Below are 20,166 nucleotides of genomic sequence, written 5' to 3' on the forward strand. Positions count from 1 at the left end.
ATCGTCTGCAATATCGGCCATTTCGACTCGGAGATTCAGGTCGCCGGCCTGAAGAACTTCAAGTGGGACAACGTCAAGCCGCAGGTCGACGAGATCGAGTTCCCCGACGGCAAGCGCATCATCCTGCTCTCGGAAGGCCGCCTGGTGAATCTCGGCAACGCCACCGGTCACCCGTCCTTCGTGATGTCCTGCTCGTTCTCGAACCAGACGCTGGCTCAGATCGAGCTCTGGAACCACCACGCCAAATACGAGAACAAGGTCTACACCTTGCCGAAGCATCTCGACGAGAAGGTCGCGGCGCTGCATCTGGCCAAGGTCGGCGCCAGGCTGACCGTGCTCAACGATGCGCAGGCCAAGTATATCGGCGTGGCGCAGACCGGGCCGTTCAAGCCCGAGCTCTACCGCTACTGACACTCCGGCACGGCCGAAATCGACAAGCCCGGCGCTCGCGCCGGGCTTTTTTCATGCGCCGAGCGTCGAAAACCAGCGCGCAGAACTACTACTAATAGATGCAGAGAGCTTCTCAGCATCAACTTGTTGATTTCTTCGCGCGGATTGTCCTGCAACCCCGATTTTCTACTCATTTACCCGTCATTAAGCACTTCCTGCCGGACTCCCACGGTGAGTAGAGTGGGGCTGATTCGGGCGCCAGGCACAGGCGCGGGCCCGGCTATGCTCACCTTGGGTTGCGGCGGTGGTGTGGGTTGCGTCCGATCCGGACAGCGGCGGCTCGACCGATTCCGGCGCAGCGGCTCAGTGCGGCCGATCGCAGACATAAATGACGGAAGCAGGATGAAACGGGCGGCGCGAAGAGGACGAAACGGCGGCGCAGGACGCCATCTCGCGCTGCTGCCCGGCTTCGTCATCGGCGGCACCTCCCTGCCTGCTCGCGCCGAGACGGATTTTCTCGCGTCGCTGCAGCTCGACACGCTGAGCGCCGGCACTCTTTCGACGGTCCTCGTCGGTTTGGTCGTGTTCGCGGCGACGACCTCGATCGTCTATGTGCGCGAACGCGGGCGCTGGCAGCGCCGCGAGACCGAGCTCGCCAGCGAACTGGAAGCGGCGCGCGGCCATCAGGACCGGCTCGCGGCCCTGCTCGCGGCAGACCCGCAGGTCGTGGTGAGCTGGAACGGCCAGAATGCCGAGCCCGTCTTCGAGGGCGATAGCGGATTTCTCGGCGCGCCAGGCGCCGCACTGGCGCTGGCCTATGGCAGCTGGGCGCCGCCGGCCGACGCCAAGAGGCTGGAGCTGGCGACGGATGCGCTGAAGGAGCGCGGCGAGGCCTTCGGCTTCACGCTCCGCAGCCGCTCGGGGCCCTTCATCGATGTCGAGGGCCGGCCGGTCGCCGGCCGCGCCGTGATCCGCTTCCGCGAGGTCAGCGGCGAACGCGCCCGGCTGATGGCGCTGCAGAGCGAATTCGACCGGGTGAGCGCCGACCACGCGACGCTGTCGGCCCTGCTCTCGGCCTTGCCCCAACCGGTCTGGACCCGGGCGCCCGATGGCCGGCTGAACTGGGCCAATGCCGCCTATGCGCGCGCCGTCGAGGCGCCGGCCGGACCTGAGGCCGTGAAGGGCGGCGTCGAGCTTCTCGACCGCAGCGAACGCGAGAGCGCGGCGCGTGCGCGTGACGAGGGCCGCGCCTTCGCGATGCGGGCGCCGGCCGTCGTAGCCGGCCAGCGCCACACGCTCGACATCCTCGAGGTCCCGACGCCGACCGGCTATGCCGGGATCGCGACCGACATGAGCGAGCTGGAGGCGGTCCGCGCCGACCTGCAGCGCCAGATGGACGCGCATGTGCGCACACTCGACCGGCTGAAGACGGCCGTGGCCGTGTTCGACGCCTCGCAGCGGCTGGTCTACTGCAATCCCGGCTTCGAGACGCTGTGGTCGCTCGATCCCGCCTTCCTCGAAGGCAAGCCGAGCGATGGCGAGATCCTCGACCGGCTGCGCGCCGAGCGCCGCCTCCCCGAGCTCGGCGACTACCGCGCCTGGAAGGCCGGCGTGCAGGCCGCCTATGCCAGCCTGCGTGCCAGCGAGGACTGGTGGTTTCTGCCGGACGGGCGCACGATCCACGTCGTCTCCAGCCCTAACCCGCAAGGCGGCGTGACCTATCTCTTCGACGATGTGACCGAACGGTTCACGCTCGAATCCCGCTTCAACGCGCTCTCGCGGACGCAGCGCGAGACGCTGGACTCGCTGCGCGAGGGCGTCGCGGTGTTCGGGTCCGACGGGCGCCTCAAGCTCTCCAACCCGGCCTTCGCCCAGGCCTGGAAGATCCAGGCCGATCTCGCCAGCGCGGCGCCGCATATCGACGAGGTGGTGCGGCTGTGCCGGCCGCTCTATCCCGACGACGCGGTCTGGACGGAGCTGCACAGCGTCGTCACCGGCGTGCGCGACGCGCGCGAGGATTATGGCTGCCGGATGGAGCGCCGCGACGGCTCGGTGCTGGACTGCGCCGCGGCGCCGCTGCCGGACGGGGCGACGCTGATCACCTTCGCCGACGTCACCGCCAGCGTGAATGTCGAGCGCGCGTTGACCGAGAAGAACGAGGCGCTGGAAAAGGTCTCCCGCCTGCGCGAGGACTTTGTCCACCACGTCTCCTACGAGCTGCGCTCACCGCTGACCAACATCATCGGCTTCGCCCAGCTGCTCGGCGCCGAGACGATCGGCGCTCTCAACGAGAAGCAGCGCGACTACACCTCCCATATCGTGCGCTCCTCGGGCGCGCTGCTCGCCATCATCAACGACATCCTCGACCTCGCCTCGATCGACAACGGCGCGCTGGCGCTCGAATTCCAGGAGGTCGACGTCGCCGAGACGATCGCGCAGGCGGTCGAGGGGCTGCACGACCGGCTGACCGACAGCAAGCTGACGCTGAAGGTCGAGATCGCGCCGCAGACCGGGCCGCTGCGCGCCGACGGCAAGCGGCTGCGCCAGGTCCTGTTCAACCTGATCTCGAACGCGATCGGCTTCTCGACGCCGGGCCAGACCGTCCAGGTCACCGCCGGCCGCAGCGGCAGAGATGTCCGCATCACCGTCGCCGACGAGGGCCGGGGCATCCCGGCCGAGGTCAAGGAAAAGGTCTTCGACCGTTTCGAGAGCCATTCGCTCGGCTCCAAGCATCGCGGCGTCGGGCTGGGCCTGTCGATGGTGCGCTCGATCGTCGAGCTGCATGGCGGGCGCGTCGAGCTCGATTCGGCGCCCGGCCGCGGCACGCGCGTCACCGCCGTGTTCCCGTCGGAGGGCGTGCCGCTCTCGGATGCGGCGGAATGACGGACGAGACAGCGAGGACCGACGGGCATCGCGTCGCGCTGCCTGACGAGGCCGCCACGGAAAAGCTCGGCCGCGATCTCGCCGCGATCCTGAAACCCGGCGACATCGTCGCGCTCTCCGGCCATCTCGGCGCCGGCAAGTCGCTGCTGGCGCGCGCCATCCTGCGCGAGCTCGCCGACGATCCGGCGCTCGAGGCGCCGAGCCCGACCTTCACGCTGGTGCAGAGCTACGAGACGCCGCGCGGCGGGGTGATCCATGCCGATCTCTACCGCGTGCGCTCGCCCGACGAGCTCGACGATATCGGGCTGATCGAGGACCTCGAACGCGGGATCACGCTGGTCGAATGGCCGGACCGGGCCGGGACGCGGCTGCCGGCCGGCCGCCGGCTCGACATTGTGCTGGAGGTCGACCCGAAGGCGCCGGAGACCGGGCGCATCGCCCATCTCGCCGGCGGCGTGCTCTGGCGCGCGCGGCTCACGGTCGCGATCGCGACGCGGCGGCTCGTCGATGCGGCAGGCTGGGGCGATGCGAGGCGCGACTTCATGCTGGGCGACGCCTCGACCCGCGCCTATGAGCGGCTGACGCGCGAGGACGGGCAAAGCGCCATCCTGATGATCTCGCCGCCGCGGCCGGACGGGCCGGCGATCCGCCTCGGCAAGTCCTATAGCGCCATCGCGCATCTGGCCGAGACGGTCGACGCCTTCGTCGCGATGGACCGCGGCCTGCGCTCGCTGAGCTATTCGGCGCCGGAAATCCTGGCACAGGACCTGTCGACCGGCCTGCTGCTGATCGAGGACCTCGGCGACCAGGGCGTGATCGATGCGGATGGCCCGATCCCGGAGCGCTACGAGGCGGCCGCCCGGCTGCTCGCCGACCTGCACCGCCATACGCTGCCGACGATCCTGCCGGTCGCGGAAGCGCGCGACCATGTCGTGCCCGACTATGATCGCGGCGCGCTCGCGATCGAGACCGAGCTGGTGCTGGAATGGTATGCGCCCCACATCGCCGGCGTGACCCTGCCGGCCGTGACGCAGGCCGAGTTCAGCCGGATCTGGGGCCGTCTCTTCGACGAGGTCCTGGACGCACCCTGGACCTGGACGCTGCGCGACTTCCATTCGCCCAACCTGATCTGGCTGCCGGAGCGCGCGGGCCATGCCCGGCTCGGGCTGATCGATTTCCAGGATGCGGTGCTCGGCCATCCGGCCTATGACCTGGTCTCGCTCGGGCAGGATGCGCGCGTCGACGTGCCGGCCGCGCTCGAACTCAGGCTGCTCGCCGCCTATGGCGCGGCGCGGCGCGCGGTGGATGACGGGTTCGATCTGGCGGTTTTCGCCCGCGCCTATGCGATCCTCGGCGCGCAGCGCAACACCAAGATCGCCGGCATCTTCGCCCGCCTCGACAAGCGCGACGGCAAGCCGGCCTATCTCAAGCACCTGCCGCGCATCGAGGCCTATTTGCGGCGCAATCTCGAGCATCCGGCCCTGGCGGAGCTGAAGGCCTGGTACCAGGCGCATCTGCCGACGCTGTTCGAGGTGGAGTGAAGCACTCAGCCGTCATGCTCGGGCTTGACCCGAGCATCTCGTAAACCAGCGCCCTCTCGTCATGAGATTCTCGGGTCTGCGCTTCGCTCCGCCCGAGAATGACGCGTGATCATTCGACGAGGGCTTGAGTGATCGCCGCCAGCATGGCTGATACGATCATTGTCCGACGAGATGGAGATTCGCGTGACTGAGACCGGTTCGCGGCCGATCCGCCGGGCGATGGTGCTGGCGGCGGGGCTCGGCCAGCGCATGCGCCCGATCACCGATAGGCTGCCCAAGCCCCTGGTCGAGATCGGCGGCAAGGCGATGCTCGACCATGCGCTCGACCGGCTGGCGGAAGCGGGCGTCGAGCAGGCGGTGGTCAATGTCCACCATCTCGCCGGCCAGATCGAGGCGCATGTCGCCGGACGCACAAGGCCGCTCGTGACGATCTCGGACGAGCGGGCGCAGCTCCTCGAGACCGGCGGCGGCGTGAAGAAGGCGCTGCCGCTGCTCGGCGAGGCGCCGTTCTTCCACGTCAATTCGGATTCGCTGTGGAGCGAGACCGGCGCCTCCAACATCGCCGCGATGGCACGGGCCTGGTCGGCGCCGGAGATGGACATGCTGCTGCTGCTCGCAAGACGCGAGGACAGCATCGGCTTCGACGGGGCGGGCGACTTTTTTCGCGACGAGGACGGCCGCCTGACCAGGCGGGGCAAGGCTACGAGCGCGCCGCTGGTCTATGCCGGCGTCGCCATCCTGAAGCCGGACCTGTTCACCAATACGCCCGAGGGGCCGTTCTCGCTCAACCTGTTATTCGACCGCGCGATCGCCGCGAAGCGGCTGTTCGGCCTCGTGCTGCAGGGCCAATGGCTGCATGTCGGCACGCCCGAGGCGATCGCGCCGGCGGAAGCGGCCTTCGCCGCGGCGCAGCCGCTCGATGCCTGAACTCAACCTGTTCACGGTTCCCGCCGGCGTCGCCTTCCTTGACGTGCTGGCGGAGGCGTTGCTGGAGGGGCGGTTCGGCCCGGTCCATGTGCCGGGCGACCCGGCCGCGATGGCGCGCGCCACGCTTTACCTGCCGACCCGTCGCGCCGCGCGGGCCTTCGTCGCCAGCCTCTCGGCCAAGCTCGGCGGCAAGCCGCTGCTGCTGCCGCGCATCGTGCCGCTCGGCGATGTCGACGAGGCCGAGGCCGCGCTGATCGGGGCCGGCGCCTGGGGCGAAGACCGGATCGGGCCAATCGACCCGCTCCTGCGCCGCATGGTGCTGACGAGACTGGTCGATGCCTGGGGCCGCGCGGCGAACCGCAGCCATCTCAAGCTCGATCCGTCGGAACCCTCGCTGGTGCCTTCGACGCTTGCCGAGGCCTGGGGGCTGGCGGGCGACCTCGCCGCGCTGCTCGACCAGATGCAGACCGAGGATATACCGATCGAGCGGCTGGCCGCGCTCGATGCGACGCGCTTCGACCGGATCTGGCAGCTCAATGCCGATTTCCTCGCGATCCTCGGTAAGGCCTGGCCGGGCGTCCTCGACGCCAGGCAAGCCTGCGACCCGGCGAGCTTCCGCAACCGCATGCTCGAAGCAGAGCGCGCGCGGCTCCTCTCGGGCGCGGCGGCGGGCCCGATCATCGCGGCCGGCTCGACCGGCACGATTCCGGCAACGGCGCGGCTGCTCGCGGCGATCGCGCGGCTGCCGCATGGCGCCGTCGTCCTGCCCGATCTCGATCTCGGCCTGGACGAGGCCGCCTGGAAAGCAATCGCCAGCGAGCCCGCCCCCTCGCATCCGCAGGCGGCGCTGCATCGGCTGCTGCACACGCTGGAGGCGACGCGCGAGGACGTCCGGCCGCTGGCCGCACCCGATGCGGCGCGCGCGGCGCGGAGCGTCCTGCTGCGCGAGGCGATGCTGCCGGCCTCGATGACGGCGCTCTGGGCCGATCTCGGCAGCCGGCTGACGCCTGACGAGGCAGAAGCCGGCTTCGCAGGCCTGCGCATCGTCGAGGCCGCCGACGAGCGCGAGGAGGCGCTCGCGGTCGCGCTGGCGCTGCGCGAGACGCTGGAGGAGCCCGGCAAGCATGCCGCGCTGATCACGCCCGACCGGGGGCTCGCCGAGCGCGTCGTGATCGAGCTGCGCCGCTGGGGCATCGAGGCCGACGACTCGGCCGGGCTGCCATTGGCGCGCTGGCCGGCCGGCGCCCTGCTGCGGCTGATTTTTGAGGCTGCGCTCGCCGGGATGGCGCCGGCGAGCCTGATCGCGCTGCTGGCGCATCCGCTCTGCCGGCTCGGCCTGCCACGCGAGGTCGTGGAACAAGGCGCGGCGGCGCTCGAAATCGGCGCCTGGCGCGGTGAAACCGTGGCGCCGGGACTGGCGGGCTTGCGCGCCAGCTTTGCGGCGTTGCCTGAGCTGATGCAGGCCCGCCATGCGCCGCTGCCCCGCAAGCGGCTGGGACCCGATGATCTTGCGGCAGCCGGCCGGCTCCTCGACGCGCTCGACGCGGCGATGGCGCCGCTGCTCGCCACGCTGGAGGCGCCCGCGCCGCGCTTCGCCGAGATCACGCAGGCCAGCCAGGCAGCGCTCGCGGCCTTCGGGCGGACGGAGGCTGGCATTGTGCCCGCCCTCGCGGGACCGGATGGCGAGGCGCTTGCGGCGCTGTTCGACCAGATCGCGGGCGGACTCGAGGACGCGCCGGAGGGTGGCCAGGCGCGCGACGTCGTCGCGATCCTCGACAGCCTGCTGGCCGAGACGGTGGTCCGCCGCGCCGGGGCCGGCCATCCGCGCGTCAGGATCTGGGGCCTGCTCGAGGCGCGCCTGCTCGAGGCCGACCATGTCGTGCTCGGCGGCTTGATCGAGGGTGTCTGGCCGCCGGAGGCCAGCACCGATTCCTTCCTGAACCGGCCGATGCGGACGGAGCTCGGCCTGACGCCGCCTGAACGGCGCATCGGCCAGACCGCACATGATTTCGTGCAGGGCGCGATGGCGCCGCGCGTGACCCTGACCCGGGCGCGCAAGGCCGGCGAGGCCGAGACCATCGCCTCGCGCTTCTGGCAGCGGCTCAAGGCGGTGACGCCAAACGATGTCTGGGCCGGGGCGGAGGAGGCCGGTGCCCGCCTCACCGGGCTCGCCGCGCTGCTGAGCGCACCCGCCCCAGTCAGGCCGATCGGCCGGCCCGCGCCACGACCGCCGCGGCACCTGCAGCCGACCGCGCTCAGCGTCACCGAGGTCGAGACGCTCTATCGCGACCCCTACCAGATTTTTGCCCGCAAGATCCTCAAGCTCGATGCCCTGCCCGAGCTCGTCGCCGACCCGAGCGCCAGCGACCGCGGCAACCTGCTGCACGAGATCGTCGCGACCTTCGCCGAAACCTATCCGGAACAGCTGCCGGCCGACGCGCTCGCCCGGCTGATCGCGATCGGCGAGCGCCTGTTCCGCGGATTCGAGGCGATGCCGGAGGTGCGCGCCTTCTGGTGGCCGCGCTTCCTGGTCACGGCCGGCCATTTCGTCGGCTGGGAGGAGCGCCGCCGCGGCGAGCTTTCGCGCGTCGCGGTCGAGCGCAGCACGGGCGGGCGCTTCGCCCTGGCGGACGGCACCGCCTTCGGGCTGAGCGGCCGCGCCGACCGGGTCGAGGTGACGCGGTTGCCGGCGTTGCGGATCATCGACTTCAAGACCGGCGCGCCGCCGAGCAAGGCGCAGGTCGAGAAGGGTTTTGCGCCGCAATTGACGCTGGAAGCCGAGCTCGCGGCCCGCGAGGGTTTTCGCGACATGATCGGACCGACGCCGGTCGAGGCCGTGCTCTATCTCAAGCTGCATCACGAGGCGAAAAGCTGGAGCAGCGCCAAGCCGCTCGCCTTCGCCACAGGCTCGCTGGCCGATGTCGCGGCCGAGCATCTGGAACGGCTGCTGACGCATCTCGACGCGCTGCGCAGCGGCCGCGAGGCCTATCTCTCGCGGCGCGCCCCCGACTACATCAAATATGCCAGCCCCTATGACCAGCTCGCCCGGGTGAAGGAATGGTCGGCGGCGCCGGGCGGCGGCGAGCCGGGGGACGAGGCATGAAGCCGGGCTGGATCGTCCCGCCCCTGACCAACCAGCGCCAGGCGCTGGCGGCGCAGCCCGATCTCAGCGCCTGGGTCTCGGCCAATGCCGGCTCGGGCAAGACCCATGTGCTGGTCAATCGCGTGCTGCGGCTCCTGCTCGACGGCGTCGCGCCGAGCCGGATGCTCTGCATCACCTATACCAAAGCCGCCGCGGCCAATATGGCCAACCGGGTGTTCAGGGCGCTCAGCGCCTGGGCGACGATGCCGGACGAGGTGCTCTCGGCAGCACTGCAGGTCCTGACCGGCGCGCCCGCCACGCCGCCCCAGCGCGCCCGCGCGCGCCGGCTCTTCGCCGAGGCGCTGGAGACGCCGGGCGGGCTCAGGATCGAGACGATCCACGCCTTCTGCACGCGCGTGCTGCAGGCGACGCCGTTCGAGGCCAATGTGCCGCCGCGCTTCGAGGTCGCCGACGACCTCGCCCAGGCCGAGCTCCTGCGCGACGCGCGGCGCGACTTGCTGGCCATGGTCGCAGCCTATCCGGAGAGCGACGAAGGGCAGGCGCTCGAGCTGCTCGCCCGCCAGGCGGCGCAGGACACCTTCGACGCGATGATGCAGGAGGCCCTGCGCCAGCGCGCCCTGTTCAGCGACGCCGATGGCCGCCCCCGCTCGGCAGGCGAAATGCGCGGCGGCATCTCGGCCTTTCTCGGCGTCGCGCCGGAACTGCAGCCGGACGAGGTCATCGCCGCGTTCCGGCGCGATATCGCCGTCCTGCCGGGGCTCGCAGCCCTGATCGCCGCGCTCGAGGCCGGCAGCGCGACGCGGCAGGCCTTCGCCGCGACGCTGCAGGCGATCACCGCGCCCGACCATCAGGGCGACCCGATCGCGCTCTGCCGCGCCGGCTTCATCACGGCCGAAGGCACGGTCAACGCCAATATCCGGGGCAAGGGCAAGTCCGAGCTCGAGCCGGCGCTGATGGCGGTGCTCGACGACCTTGCCGGGCTTCTGCTCGGCGCGCTCGACCGGCTCAATGCGATCACGGTGCGCGACCGCAGCGCCGCGCTGGCGCTGCTGGTCACGCGCATGCTCGCCTCCTATCGGCGGCTGAAGAGCGAGCGCTCGCTGCTCGACTATGACGACCTGATCGCCAGGACGCGCTCGCTGTTGGCGCGCGTCGAGGCCGCCTGGGTGCTCTACAAGCTCGATGCCGGCATCGACCATATCCTGCTCGACGAGGCGCAGGACACGAGCGAGGCGCAATGGGCGATCCTGGGCGCGCTCGCCGACGAATTCACCGCCGGCGAAGGCTCGCGACCGATAAGCCCGATGCCCCGGACGATCTTCGTCGTCGGCGACGAGAAGCAGTCGATCTACGGCTTCCAGGGCGCGGCGCCGCGCGCCTTCGGCGAGGAGCGGGCCCGGCTCGGGCAACGCATCGCCGCGGCCGAGCTCAAGTTCGAGGCGGTGGGCCTCAACACCTCCTTTCGCTCCGCGCCCGACATCATGCAGGCGGTCGATGCCGTCTTCGCCCTGCCCGAGCATGCGCGCGGGCTGGTCTTCGACGGCACGGCACGGCCGGAGATCCACGACACCGTGCGCCGGAGCGAGCCCGGCGCCGTCGATCTCTGGCCGCTCGCCGCCGACGACCAGGGCGAGCCGCCCGACGCCTGGACGACACCGGTCGACGCGCCCGAGCGGCGCAGCGGCACGGTCAAGCTCGCCGCCCGGATCGCGGAGACGCTGGCGGCCTGGACGCGGTCCCGCCGCGACGATCTCGGGCGGCCCTTCGCGCCGGGCGACGTGATGATCCTGCTGCGCCAGCGCGGCCCGCTCTTCGAGGCGATCGTCAAGGCGCTGAAGGATGCCGGCGTGCCGGTGACCGGGCGCGACCGCCTGAGCCTCGCCGAGCATCCGGCGGTGGAGGATCTCGTGGTGCTCGGCCGCGCGCTGCTGCTGTCCGACGACGACCTCGCGCTCGCGACCGCGCTGAAGACGCCGCTGATCGGCCTCGACGACGACGACCTCATGCACTTCGCGCCGGAGCGGACAGGCTCGCTGCGCGCCGCCCTGCGTCAAGCCGGAGAGAGCGAGCCGCGTTATGCCGCGATCGAGAACCGGCTCGCGAAACTGGGCGAGGAAGCCGGCCGCTGCGGGCCATTCCGCTTCTTCGCCGATCTGCTCGGGCCGCAGGGCGGCCGCAACCTCGCGCTGGCCCGGCTCGGGGCGGAAGCCGGCGACGCGCTCGACGCCTTCCTCAACGCCGCGCTCGACTATGAACGCCGCCACGGCCCCTCGCTCGCCGGCTTCCTGCACCATGTCGTCGCCGCCGGGACCGAGGTGAAGCGCGACCTCTCGGCCAGCGCCGGCGAGGTGCGCGTCATGACGGTGCATGGCGCGAAGGGGCTGGAGGCGAAGATCGTGATCCTGGCCGATCTGGCGCCCGAGCCCGGCGCCAAGCGCCTGCCGAAGATCCTCGCCGTGGCGCCGCCGCGAGGCCGCACCGTGCCGATCTGGCCTCCGGCCAAGGCCGAGGACGCCGCTGCGACGCGACGCGCGAAGGCGCAGGTCATCGACCAGCTCGTCGAGGAGCACCACCGGCTGCTCTACGTCGCCCTGACCCGGGCCGAGGACCGGCTGATCGTTTGCGGCGCGCAAGCCAAGGGCGAGGCGCCGGCCGGAAGCTGGTACGCCATGGTCGAAGCCGGCCTCTCCGCGTCGGAGGCCGGGCTGATCGAGATCGCCGCGCCAGGCACGGACGGGCCGATCAGGCGCTTCATGACCTCGCCGCCGTCGGCTTTCGACGAGCCTGAAGCCAGCCGCGAGGCGCTGGCTGTCGGCGAGCCCGCCTGGCTGCGCGCTCAGGTTCCGGCCGAGCGCGAGACCTTGCCGCCGCTGAAGCCGTCGAGCGCGCTCAGCGCCGCCGACGCGGCGGAACGCCCCGGCGATGGACCTTTCCTCGCGGCGGCCGCCCAGGCGGGCCGGCTGGCGCATCTGCTGCTGCAAATGCTGCCGGATATCGACGCAGCCGGCCGGGCGACCGCCGCGCGCGCCCTTGCCGGCCTGCGCGGAACCGGTTTGTCGGAGGCGCGGCGCGAGGGAATCGTCGCGCAGGTGCTGGCCTTGCTGGACGACCCCGCGCTCGCAGCCCTGTTCGCTCCCGGTTCGCTGGCGGAGGTTCCGATAGCGGGCGACGTCACGCTGGCGAGCGGCACGGTGCGTTCCGTCTCCGGCCAGATCGACCGGCTCGCGGTGACCGCCGATTCCGTGCTGATCGCCGATTTCAAGACGACGTCGCGTCCGCCGGCCGAGGCGAGCGCGATCCCGCCGGCGACCCTCGCCCAGCTCGCGGTCTATAGGGCGCTGATCCGGCAGATCTATCCGGGCCGACAGGTGCGGGCGCTGGTGATCTATACCGCCGACATGACGGTGCACGAGCCGGGGCCGGCCGCGCTCGACGCCGTTCTGGCGAATCTCGCGGGGTAGCCCTGCTTCAACGGGACGTGAGCACTCCTTGACCCGGACGATGCGCGTTCATAGCTTCGCAGATGAACGCAGCAATGCTGCCAGACGCTTTTGAAAGGCGAGCAAGCCATGGCGACGAACAAGGTGACCGATGCGAGCTTCGAGGCCGATGTCCTCAAGTCGAGCGAGCCGGTCGTGGTCGATTTCTGGGCCGAATGGTGCGGCCCCTGCCGGATGATCGGCCCAGCGCTCGAGGAGATCGCCGGCGAGATGCAGGGCAAGGTCAAGATCGTGAAGATGAATGTCGACGAGAACCAGGCGATTCCCGCCCAGTTCGGCATCCGCTCGATTCCGACCCTGATGCTGTTCAAGGACGGCAAGCTGGCCTCGCAGAAGGTCGGCGCGGCGCCCAAGAGCGATCTCTCGCGCTGGATTGCCGCTGCCGTCTGAGGTCGGCGAGCCAGCGTCAAGACAAAGCAGCCCGCCTTCCTTCTGGAAGGCGGGCTTTTTCATGCGTCATGCTCGCCCTTGTGGCGAGCATCCACGTCTTAAACGCTGCCCTCGATGACCGAAGACGTGGATGGTCGGGACAAGCCCGACCATGACGGGTCAGCTGCCTCGCCTCGCCGAGTGCAATCAGCCCTTCGAGCGGCCGTCGACGCTCCAGGCGCCGGCGCCGGCGAAGACCAGATAGAGGAAGATGAAGCAGTAGAGGATCGCCGCATCGCCGCCATTGAGCAGCGGGTACATGCTGCGCGGCGCATGGAACATCCAATAGGCATAGGCCATCTCGCCCGCGAGCACGAAGGCGACCGGCCGGGTCCAGAGCCCGATCAGGATCAGGAGGCCGCCAAAGGCCTCGAGGATCGCGCCGAACCAGAACAGCGTGAAGGCCGCCGGCAAGCCGCTGGCGGGAGCCGCCGGGAAGCCGAAAAGCTTCTGGGTGCCGTGGGCGATGAAGATCAGCGCCGTGACGATGCGCAGCAGGCCGAGCGCCTGCGGGCTGTAGCGGCTGAGGGAATTGAAGGCTTGCATCCAGGGTCTCTTTCTTGCTCGCAATGGCGCAGATCATCGGCGCAGGGCGGGCTTCAGCCGCGTCGCGACGTCGCATCCGCCTGCGGGCGCGACGTTGTCGGCTTTTCGCGGATTTTCAATTCACAAGAACGTTTGCACCGCAACATCGCCCTGAACGGCGTCCGGCATGGCGAATTTGCCACAAAGGCCGGCGATCGCGACTGCGCAAGGCGATGAAACCGGCCTGGCTTAACTACCCCTTAAAAGCGCCATGTTTGACTCCTGTGTGGAAATTCGAGCTTTCGAGGTAAAATGCCCGCTGGAGCCGGATGCTTTCAGATGGGATCGCACCGCGATCCCATCTGAAAGCTGAATCCGTCTCTCATCAAAGTTAGAGCAGGATGCGAAAAACCGGTTCCCACTTTTTCGCATCCTGCTCTAGCCGGGCTTGAACGGGGCAGAATGAACGACCGGACGAGACGAGGCGGCGAGCGGCGCGAGCCGTCCTTCGAGAGCGGACGCGGCGACAGCCGCGACGATTTCGACCTGCGCCTCTCGGCCGAGGACCGGTCGGTCCGCAGCCATCATGCGAGCCATCGCGCGCCTGCCCGAGCGGAGCCACGTGACATGCCGAAACGCGAGCGCCGCACTGGCAATGGCGGAGGAAAAGGCCGCGGCCGCGGACGCCGGCGACGCTCGATCTTCGGCGGCCTGATCTACTGGACCTTCGTGCTCGGGCTCTGGTGCGTCATCGGCGTCGGCGGGCTCGTCGCCTATCACGCCGCGCAATTGCCGCCGATCAACCAGCTCACCGTGCCGAAGCGGCCGCCGAATGTCGCGATCCTGGCGGCCGACGGTTCGCTGCTCGCCAATCGCGGCGAGACCGGCGGGCGCACGATCACGCTCGGCGAGGTGCCGCCCTATCTGCCGAAGGCCTTCGTCGCGATCGAGGACCGGCGCTTCTACGAGCATTTTGGCATCGACCCGATCGGCATCGCGCGCGCCGTCGTGAAGAACGTGACCGGGCGCGGCGGCGTGCAGGGCGGCTCGACCCTGACCCAGCAGCTCGCCAAGAACCTGTTCCTGACGCAGGAGCGCACCGCCGCGCGCAAGATCCAGGAGGCGATCCTGGCGCTGTGGCTGGAGCAGACCTACAGCAAGGACCAGATCCTCGAGCTCTATCTCAACCGCGTCTATTTCGGCTCCGGCGCCTATGGCGTCGAGGCGGCGGCGCAGCGCTATTTCAACAAGTCGGCGCGCTCCGTGACGATTCCCGAGGCGGCGATGCTGGCCGGGCTGGTGCAGGCGCCCTCGCGGCTCGCCCCCAACCGCAACCCCGACGCGGCCGAGAAGCGGGCGCAGCTCGTGATCGCGGCCATGGCCGACCAGGGCTTCGTTTCGCAATCGGCGGCGAAATCGGCGCTGGTCACGCCGGCGGAAGCGGCCGAGCGCGTCGGCGCAGGCTCGGTCAACTATGCCGCCGACTATGTCATGGACGTGCTCGACGACTTCATCGGCGCGGTCGATGGCGACGTCACCGTGCTGACCACGATCGATCCCAAGCTGCAGTCGCTGGCCGAGACGACGCTGGTCGAGGTGCTGGCGGCGCAGGGCGCCAAGCACAATGCCAGCCAGGGCGCGGTTGTCTCGATGGCGCCGGACGGCGCCTTGCGCGCGCTGATCGGCGGGCGCGACTACACCAAGAGCCAGTTCAACCGCGCCACCGCGGCCAAGCGCCAGCCGGGCTCGTCCTTCAAGCCCTTCGTCTACCTGGCGGCGATCGAGCACGGGCTGACGCCGGACACGATCCGCGAGGATTCGCCGGTCTCGATCAAGGGCTGGCAGCCGGAGAACAACAGCCGGACCTATCGCGGCCCGGTGACGCTGAAGACCGCCTTCGCCTTCTCGCTGAACACGATCGCGGTGAAGCTGAACCAGGAGGTCACGCCGAAGGAAGTGGTGCGCACGGCGCAGCGCCTCGGCATCTCGTCGGGCCTGCAGGCCAATCCGTCGCTGTCGCTCGGCACCTCGGAAGTGACGCCGATCGAGCTGACCTCGGCCTATGCCAGCTTCGCCAATGGCGGGCAGTCGGTGCTGCCCTATGTCATCCGCGAGGTGAAGACGATGGCGGGCAAGGTGGTCTATACCCGCAAGGCCTCGAATTTCGGCACCGTCGTGCAGCCGCAGCCGCTCTCGATGATGAACGCGATGTTCCACGAGGTGATGACCGGCGGCTCGGGCAGCAAGGGCAATTTCCCGAACTGGGAGGTCGGCGGCAAATCGGGCACGACGCAGGATTTCCGCGATGCCTGGTTCGTCGGCTTCACCTCGAAGCTGGTGACCTCGGTCTGGGTCGGCAATGACGACAACAGCGCGATGAAGCGGGTCTATGGCAGCGGCTTGCCGCTCGAGGTCTGGGGCAAGTACATGAAGGCCGCCCATGTCGGCCAGCAGCCCTCGCCCCTGCCCGGCGGGCTCTGGCGCAGCGGACCGAAATCGATCTTCGACGACGGCGCGCCGGTGGCGAGCGCGCAGCCGCCGCAGGGCGTGCCAAACCAGCCGGCCGGCTCGGACCGCGCCTGGATCCCGCCCGCGCCGCAGGAAAAGAACTTCCTGGAGCGGCTGTTCGGCGGCTGAGCGCGGCTTAGATCGCCGTGCGTCCTATCGGACGCAAAGTGGCGATCTATCTCTTTGTTTTAGCATCGGATTTTTCCGAAAAGTGGATTCCACTTTTCGGTCCGATGCTCTAGCCGCGCTTGCCGGCTTCGATATTGTTGCCGTCCGGATCGATCACGAAAGCCGCGTAATAGCGCATCTCGTCAGGCCATTCCTCGGGCCCGCGCGGGCCGGGCCCGCCATTGTCGTGCCCGCCCGCCGCCAGCGCGGCGCGATGGAAGGCATCCACAGCCTCGTGATCCGGTGCGGCGAAGGCGAGATGGATCGGGCTGGCCGAGACGCGGTGATCGGCGCTCCAGAAGGTCGGCTCGTCGGTGCCGATCCAGACGAAGGGGATCGGCTCCTGTGCGCTGCGGCCGAGCAGGAACGAGGACGGGCTGTTGTCGATCGTCTGCAGACCGAGCGGCGCGGCGACCGCATCGTAGAAGCGCCGCGCCGCGACGTGGTCGCGCACCCGAAAACCGATATGGTCGAACATTCTCCTGCCTCCTGCTCGCATGTCTGCTTCATGGACAAGCCGCGGCACCGCGGCCGGTTCCGCCGGCCGGTTCAGGGTTTGCCGGCGCGGATCCGCCGCGAGGCGTGGAACAGCACCAGCGCCGCGATGCCGAGGACCGACATCACCGCCGGCAGCGGCAGCGCCGAGCTGTGCAGCAGCTTGCCGACCAGCAGCCCGACGCAGGCCGAGAACAGCATCTGGCACAGGCCCGAGAAGGACGAGGCCGCCCCCGCCCGCTCCGGGAAGGGCATCATCGCCGAAGCCTGGGCTTGCGGCATGGTCAGCCCAACGCCGACGGCATAGATCGCCCAAGGGATCACCACGCCGAGCGCACCGCCGATGCCGCTGGCGAGCGCGACCAGCATGATCAGGCCGCCCGCCGCGAGGCAGGCGACGCCGAGCGCGATGACGCCGTCCATGCCGCGCCTCCCGACGAGGCGCTGGGCGATGATCGTGCCGAGGATGAAGCCGAGCACGCCGAAACCGAAGGAGAAGCCGTAATCGCGCGGCGACAGGCCATAGATGCCGATCAGCACGAAGGACGAGCCGGAAATGAAGGCGAAGAGTCCGGCATAGGCGAGCGCGGTCAGGCCGACATAGACGCGATAGGCCCGGTTTTGCAGCAGCACGCCGAAGCCGCGGACGATCGCGACCAGCGAGAGCCGTTCCGGCGAGCGGGCGCGGATCGTCTCGGGCATGAGCAGGATGATGGCGGCGGCGAGCCCGAGCGCGAAGACCAGGGACGCGATGAAGGTCGAGCGCCAGCCAAAGGCGTCCTGCAGGATGCCGCCAATGACCGGCGCGACGGCGGGCACGAGACCCATGATCATGCCCATGCGCGCGAGCTCGCGGCCGGCACGCGGCCCGTCATAGAGGTCGCGGACCATGGCGCGGCCGAGCACGATCGGCCCCGAGGCGCCCAGCGCCTGCACGGCGCGCGCGGCGGTCAGCGCCTCGATCGAGGGCGCGAATGCGCAGGCAAGCGTCGCGACCAGGAAGAGCGCCAGCCCGGTCAGGAGCACCGGCCTGCGCCCGAGCCGGTCTGAGAGCGGCCCCCAGAAAATCTGCCCGCCGGCGAAACCGAACAGGAAGGACGAAAGCGTCGCTTGCGCGCCGGAGACCGTCGTGTTCATCACCTCGACGATCTGCGGCAGCGACGGCAGATAGAAATCGGTCGAGAGCGGCCCGAGCGCCGTCAGCATGGCGAGAACGGCGGTCATCGCCAGCGTGTCGGGGCGGATTTTCATGATTTCAAGCTACCGAAGACATTCCAACCGCGTCATCCCGGACAAACCGCGCAGCGGCGCCGATGCGGGATCCATCGTAGGGCTCTGGCGCTCTATGATGGATCCCGGCGCTGCGCTTCGCTCCGGCCGGGATGACGCGCTGCTCTGTTAGCGACGCGAATGGCCACCGTCGAGACTCAGCCGAAGCCGTGCAGCCCGGCACCATGGCGCTTCAGCCAGGCTTCCGCCTCCTCGGTGCGCGGGCAGAGCTTATGGGTCAGCGCCCAGAAGCGGTGGGAATGGTTCATTTCCTTGAGATGCGCGACCTCATGGGCCGCGAGATAGTCGAGCACCAGCGGCGGAGCGAGGACCAACCGCCAGGAAAAGCTGAGATGGCCCTTCGAGGAGCACGAGCCCCAGCGGCTGGTGGTGTCGCGAATGGTGATCTTGCGGGCCGGGATGCCGAGCGTCGCGGTGTGGCGCCTGACGGCGCGCTCCAGCTCCTGCAGCGCAGTCCGGCGCAGGAAGTCCTTGACCCTACGGGACACATGCGCGGCCTCGCCGGCGACCGCGATGATGGCCGAGCCGTCCTTGTCGGTGGCGGCCTGGGTGACGCCGCGAATCCGCGACCAGTGCACGATCCGATGCGGCACGCCGCGAAAGGGCACGACCTGGCCCGGCTCGAACGGCACCGAGAGCGGGCGTTTGGCGAGCCGCGCCGCGATCCAGCCGCCATGTTTCTCGGCGAAGATCCGGCCGGTGAGGAAATCGGCGCGTTCGGGCAAGGTCAACGTGATCTCGCCGGTCGCCTGCGAGACGCGCAGCGTCATCCGCCGCGCCGCCGCACGCCGCTTGACCGCGACGGAAAAAGGCGTGCCGGCATGGACGACCTCGATCCGGTCCGGATCGGGCTGGCGCTTGAAGAGGGAGACCCGCATCGCCCGCGATTGTGCTGGATTCGCGGGCCGGGAGGAAGAGCCCTCAGCTCGCGATCTTCAGGGCCTTGCGGGCGGATGCCGCGCTCTCGTCGCGGCGGCCCTTGGCGGCTTCCATGTCGAGGCTGACCATGAAGTCGGAAATGCGCGGGGCGATCTCGGAGCGGAAACGCGAGCCGTTGAAGACGCCGTAATGGCCGACGCCCTTCTGCAGGTAATGCACCCGCTTCTCGGCCGGGATATTGGCGCAGAGATCATGGGCCGCCTTGGTCTGGCCGACGCCGGAGATGTCGTCGTTCTCGCCCTCGACCGTCATCAGCGCGACGCGGCGGATGGCCTTGAGGTCGACCGGCTTGTCGCGATGCATCATCTCGCCCTTCGGCAGGGCATGCCTGACGAAGACCGTGTCGACGGTCTGGAGATAGAACTCCGCCGTCAGGTCCATGACCGCGAGATACTCGTCGTAGAAATCGCGATGCTTCTCAGCCGAATCGCCGTCACCGGCGATGAGGTGCTTGAACATGTCGTAATGGGCGGTGACGTGACGGTCGATGTTCATCGCCATGAAGCCGGAGAGCTGCATGAAGCCGGGATAGACCTCGCGGAACATGCCGAGATGCGGGAAGGGCACCCGGGTGATGCAGTTGCGGCGGAACCATTCGGTGCCGCGCTCCATCGCGAGCTGGTTCACGGCGGTCGGCGAACGGCGCGTGTCGATCGGCCCGCCCATCAGGGTCATCGAGCGCGGCGCGTCGTCGTCTCCCTCGGCCTCCATGCGGGCGATCGCCGCAATGACCGGCACGGCCGGCTGGCAGACGGCCATGACATGGGTGTCGGGGCCGAGCGTCTGCAGCATCGCGATGACGTAGTCGATATAATCGTCGAGATCGAAAGGCCCCTCGCTCAGCGGCACGAGGCGGGCGTCGGTCCAGTCGGTGATGTAGACCTCATGACCCGGCAGGAAAGCCTCGACCGTGCCGCGCAGCAGCGTGGCATAGTGGCCCGACATCGGCGCGACCAGCAGCACCTTGGGCTGCGGCTTGCGCCGGCCAGAGATCTTGCGGTCGAAATAGACCAGCTTGCAGAAGGGCCGCTCCCAGACGACGCGCTCCTCGACGGCGACCTTGACGCCGTTGATCGTGGTCTCGGGCAAATCGAACGCAGGCTTGCCGTAGCGGCGCGTCATCCGCTCGAACAATTCGCAGGATGCGGCGACGGTCCGCCCGAAGGGCGTATAGGTCAACGGATTGGCCGGGTTCTTGAACGCCAGATGCAGCGCATCCGACATGCCCCGGGCGGGGCCGACCATCGTATGAACCGCTTCATAGGCATGGTAGGCGAACGACATGGCAGCCCCATACATGCGGCGACGTCTCCTTCGGTACCGGATGCACCTGATGATGCGCCGCAACAAAGAACGCAGCGTAGGTTGATTTTGTTCTCATTCAATCAGGCAAAAGGCTAAGATTCCCCTGCGATGCCCATTTGTCACAGTTTTGCACTGCAAAACCCCTCTCTGACCCGGTGCGAGC

The 20,166-nt window shown here is 69.3% G+C and carries 13 protein-coding genes; 8 read left to right on the forward strand and 5 right to left on the reverse strand.

Annotated features, from left to right (window positions below):
- From ACTIF2_RS24015 to trxA, 7 genes are all read left to right on the forward strand, one after another.
- Positions 1 to 411, forward strand: a 411-nt coding sequence (locus tag ACTIF2_RS24015) for an adenosylhomocysteinase (RefSeq protein ID WP_439499657.1), incomplete at its 5' end; no start/stop codon positions are given.
- A 381-nt stretch (positions 412 to 792) separates the two neighbouring features.
- Positions 793 to 3,273 (forward strand): sensor histidine kinase, encoded by a 2,481-nt coding sequence (locus ACTIF2_RS24020; RefSeq protein WP_439499658.1) that lies wholly within the window; start codon positions 793 to 795, stop codon positions 3,271 to 3,273.
- Entirely contained in the window at positions 3,270 to 4,814 is a 1,545-nt protein-coding gene (gene tsaE / locus ACTIF2_RS24025) for a tRNA (adenosine(37)-N6)-threonylcarbamoyltransferase complex ATPase subunit type 1 TsaE (protein WP_439499659.1), read from the forward strand. The genes ACTIF2_RS24020 and tsaE overlap by 4 nt, the downstream gene beginning before the upstream one ends.
- Before the next feature lie 171 nt (positions 4,815 to 4,985).
- Positions 4,986 to 5,741 (forward strand): nucleotidyltransferase family protein, encoded by a 756-nt coding sequence (locus ACTIF2_RS24030; RefSeq protein ID WP_439499713.1) that lies wholly within the window; start codon positions 4,986 to 4,988, stop codon positions 5,739 to 5,741.
- Entirely contained in the window at positions 5,734 to 8,844 is a 3,111-nt protein-coding gene (addB, locus tag ACTIF2_RS24035; protein WP_439499660.1) for a double-strand break repair protein AddB, read from the forward strand. The genes ACTIF2_RS24030 and addB overlap by 8 nt, the downstream gene beginning before the upstream one ends.
- On the forward strand, positions 8,841 to 12,305 hold the full coding sequence (addA, locus tag ACTIF2_RS24040) for a double-strand break repair helicase AddA (protein WP_439499661.1): 3,465 nt from the start codon (positions 8,841 to 8,843) through the stop codon (positions 12,303 to 12,305). The genes addB and addA overlap by 4 nt, the downstream gene beginning before the upstream one ends.
- 108 nt (positions 12,306 to 12,413) lie before the next feature.
- Positions 12,414 to 12,734, forward strand: coding sequence for a thioredoxin (trxA, locus tag ACTIF2_RS24045; protein WP_131855385.1), 321 nt, complete (start codon positions 12,414 to 12,416; stop codon positions 12,732 to 12,734).
- A gap of 186 nt (positions 12,735 to 12,920) precedes the next feature.
- Here trxA and ACTIF2_RS24050 read toward each other — a convergent pair whose 3' ends face one another.
- Positions 12,921 to 13,319 (reverse strand): DoxX family protein, encoded by a 399-nt coding sequence (locus tag ACTIF2_RS24050; RefSeq protein WP_439499662.1) that lies wholly within the window; start codon positions 13,317 to 13,319, stop codon positions 12,921 to 12,923.
- A gap of 441 nt (positions 13,320 to 13,760) precedes the next feature.
- Between ACTIF2_RS24050 and ACTIF2_RS24055 the strand changes: the two genes are divergently transcribed.
- The gene (locus ACTIF2_RS24055) at positions 13,761 to 15,935 is read left to right on the forward strand and encodes a transglycosylase domain-containing protein (protein ID WP_439499663.1); all 2,175 of its coding nucleotides are present in this window, start codon (positions 13,761 to 13,763) and stop codon (positions 15,933 to 15,935) included.
- Positions 15,936 to 16,044: 109 nt separating this feature from the next.
- Here ACTIF2_RS24055 and ACTIF2_RS24060 read toward each other — a convergent pair whose 3' ends face one another.
- From ACTIF2_RS24060 to ACTIF2_RS24075, 4 genes are all read right to left on the reverse strand, one after another.
- A complete protein-coding gene (locus ACTIF2_RS24060) occupies positions 16,045 to 16,452 on the reverse strand; it encodes a VOC family protein (protein WP_439499664.1) in 408 nt (135 codons plus the stop codon).
- Positions 16,453 to 16,523: 71 nt separating this feature from the next.
- The gene (locus tag ACTIF2_RS24065) at positions 16,524 to 17,720 is read right to left on the reverse strand and encodes a multidrug effflux MFS transporter (RefSeq protein WP_439499665.1); all 1,197 of its coding nucleotides are present in this window, start codon (positions 17,718 to 17,720) and stop codon (positions 16,524 to 16,526) included.
- A gap of 176 nt (positions 17,721 to 17,896) precedes the next feature.
- On the reverse strand, positions 17,897 to 18,637 hold the full coding sequence (locus tag ACTIF2_RS24070) for a M48 family metallopeptidase (protein WP_439499666.1): 741 nt from the start codon (positions 18,635 to 18,637) through the stop codon (positions 17,897 to 17,899).
- Between the two features lie 43 nt (positions 18,638 to 18,680).
- A complete protein-coding gene (locus tag ACTIF2_RS24075; protein ID WP_439499667.1) occupies positions 18,681 to 19,997 on the reverse strand; it encodes a polyhydroxyalkanoate depolymerase in 1,317 nt (438 codons plus the stop codon).
- Between the last annotated feature and the right edge of the window lie 169 nt (positions 19,998 to 20,166).

The sequence above is a fragment of the Allobosea sp. genome, assembly GCF_051860145.1.
Taxonomy (GTDB): domain Bacteria; phylum Pseudomonadota; class Alphaproteobacteria; order Rhizobiales; family Beijerinckiaceae; genus Allobosea.

What these genes read in the sequence shown, in the direction of transcription:
- ACTIF2_RS24020 (WP_439499658.1), top strand. Translation starts at nt 793, where the DNA reads ATGAAACGGGCGGCGCGAAGAGGACGAAACGGCGGCGCAGGACGCCAT.
- tsaE (WP_439499659.1), top strand. Translation starts at nt 3,270, where the DNA reads ATGACGGACGAGACAGCGAGGACCGACGGGCATCGCGTCGCGCTGCCT.
- ACTIF2_RS24030 (WP_439499713.1), top strand. Translation starts at nt 4,986, where the DNA reads ATGGAGATTCGCGTGACTGAGACCGGTTCGCGGCCGATCCGCCGGGCG.
- addB (WP_439499660.1), top strand. Translation starts at nt 5,734, where the DNA reads ATGCCTGAACTCAACCTGTTCACGGTTCCCGCCGGCGTCGCCTTCCTT.
- addA (WP_439499661.1), top strand. Translation starts at nt 8,841, where the DNA reads ATGAAGCCGGGCTGGATCGTCCCGCCCCTGACCAACCAGCGCCAGGCG.
- trxA (WP_131855385.1), top strand. Translation starts at nt 12,414, where the DNA reads ATGGCGACGAACAAGGTGACCGATGCGAGCTTCGAGGCCGATGTCCTC.
- ACTIF2_RS24050 (WP_439499662.1), bottom strand. Translation starts at nt 13,319, where the DNA reads ATGCAAGCCTTCAATTCCCTCAGCCGCTACAGCCCGCAGGCGCTCGGC.
- ACTIF2_RS24055 (WP_439499663.1), top strand. Translation starts at nt 13,761, where the DNA reads ATGAACGACCGGACGAGACGAGGCGGCGAGCGGCGCGAGCCGTCCTTC.
- ACTIF2_RS24060 (WP_439499664.1), bottom strand. Translation starts at nt 16,452, where the DNA reads ATGTTCGACCATATCGGTTTTCGGGTGCGCGACCACGTCGCGGCGCGG.
- ACTIF2_RS24065 (WP_439499665.1), bottom strand. Translation starts at nt 17,720, where the DNA reads ATGAAAATCCGCCCCGACACGCTGGCGATGACCGCCGTTCTCGCCATG.
- ACTIF2_RS24070 (WP_439499666.1), bottom strand. Translation starts at nt 18,637, where the DNA reads ATGCGGGTCTCCCTCTTCAAGCGCCAGCCCGATCCGGACCGGATCGAG.
- ACTIF2_RS24075 (WP_439499667.1), bottom strand. Translation starts at nt 19,997, where the DNA reads ATGTATGGGGCTGCCATGTCGTTCGCCTACCATGCCTATGAAGCGGTT.